General features: G+C 33.3%; 1 protein-coding gene and 1 rRNA gene. Both read left to right on the top strand.

Features of this window, described 5'->3' with window-relative positions; all coding sequences use genetic code 11:
• Window positions 1–31 precede the first annotated feature (31 nt).
• A 5S ribosomal RNA gene (gene rrf, locus AC1DJR_RS27915) occupies window positions 32–147 on the top strand.
• A gap of 835 nt (window positions 148–982) precedes the next feature.
• Window positions 983–1,714 carry a DsbA family oxidoreductase gene (locus tag AC1DJR_RS27910; protein ID WP_429688976.1) on the top strand — a complete coding sequence of 244 codons (732 nt, stop codon included), beginning with the start codon at window positions 983–985 and terminating at the stop codon, window positions 1,712–1,714.
• Window positions 1,715–2,031: the final 317 nt, after the last annotated feature.

Here is a 2,031-nt window from a genome sequence, read left to right as displayed (position 1 = left end):
TATCTAGTTTTGAAGGAATATACCTTCATAGTTTGGTGATGATGGCAGAGAGGTCACACCCGTTCCCATACCGAACACGGAAGTTAAGCTCTCTAGCGCCGATGGTAGTTGGGACCTTGTCCCTGTGAGAGTAGGACGTCGCCAAGCAATCTAAAACGCAAGTCTTTTGACTTGTGTTTTTTTGTATATTTGTTTCGTTAGAAACAAGGGTGGAAATATTGCTAAATCATACCAGATGGAAAATTATTTATGGAATCATGATAAAGGCGAAGTATTTTCGCTATTTTTATTAAGCGCTCATTAAACTATATGTATTTCGTAATAGGATCATTATTGGTCATATTTTCAATATAAGAGGGGAACCTCTCTTCTTTTATAATTAATTTCTAAAAAACTTGGCGCATAATTGAAGCTTCTATACTCTAAATGATTTAATGGTTTATGAATTATATAGCTATTTCCCCTTAAAATCCTGTATACAGTATCCCTTAACTAATAAACATTAGAGGTGTTTCTGCCGGTAAATACTTCTTCTTCATTAATATACTTTTGAAAATAAATCCGTTCATAATTTCAATAATATAGATTTGTGTAATTGCTTCCTTTGAGTTTGCAGTTTGCTCAATCTATTAACCAAGCCCGTCTATATAATTGCATTTTATATAGACGGGCTTGGTTAATTTTTTATTCTTATAATAGTAGCGTTTTGAGGAATGTTTTTTGTTATTAAGTATAGGGAAGTAGTACATAATCTATGAAAATGATACAGGTGCTTTCAATTATTATGAGAACAGCTATATTATGGCTAAATATGTAGTGAGATATAGGCATGTTGAACAAGGGGCTCATTTACAATTGAAGTGTATATATGGGTATGAAATCTTCTTTGATTAGTAGTCGTAACTTCTTGAGGCATAAATTTTTGAATTCCKTAWYGTCAGTGCTACAATRATTGAAAAMTAAATGTTAATGAGGTGTTCATATGCAAATTGAAGTTTGGTCTGATTTTGTATGCCCGTTTTGCTATATTGGGAARCGTAGATTAGAAATGGCTTTAGAGCAATTTCCACATAAGAAAGATGTTGAAGTTGAGTTTAAAAGTTTTGAATTAGACCAAAATGCTCCAATCTATTCTGGAACRAGTATTAATGAAGTACTTGCATCAAAGTATGGGATTAGTATTGAAGAAGCTAAGCGTAATAATATACAACTAGGCAATCATGCAGCTAGTATGGGTTTAAGTTTTAATTTTGAAGAGATGAAGCCGACGAACACTTTTGATGCGCATCGTCTTGCCAAATTTGCAAAGGATCAAGGGAAAGAAAAAGAGATTACGGAAAATCTACTTTTTGCATATTTCACTGAATCGAGAAATTTAAGTGATGTGGATACGCTTGCTACTATTGCTGAAGCTTCAGGTTTAGATAAGCAAGAAGCTTTACGTGTTATTAATGATAAAGGTGCATATGCAAATGATGTTAGAATTGATGAAGCGATTGCTCAGCAATATCAAATTTCAGGAGTACCTTATTTTATTATTAATCAAAAGTATGCTATTTCAGGTGCGCAACCACTCGAAACTTTTGTTGGTGCACTTCAACAAGTGTGGGAAGAAGAGAATCCTGCACCTAAGTTACAAGAGCTTTCTTCAGAGGGTGGAAGTGATATGTCTTGTACTGATGAAAGTTGTTCTGTACCTTCAAAAGAACAATAGTTTTTATGATGGAATAGCAACCCATAGAGCGTTTCATGGGTTGCTTATCTATTCTTATAGAAGAGGTATATAGATAGATAATTTAATAACGTAAATAGGATTTATAAAAAAATGAAGTTTTTTATAAAAACATATTGACGGTTGTATCTTAGAGGTGTAATATAGAATAAGTCGCCGATAGCAACAACGAAGAAAGCGACAAAAGAAATAAAAAAACTTGGTTGACATTGAAATATGAAAATGTTAACATAAGGGAGTCGCAAATGAGCGGCAAACAAGTTCTTTGAAAACTGAACGAAACAAACAACGTGAACGTC

This window comes from Bacillus sp. 05T31 (genome assembly GCF_056396725.1).
This window is presented reverse-complemented; position numbering and strand designations above follow the sequence as displayed.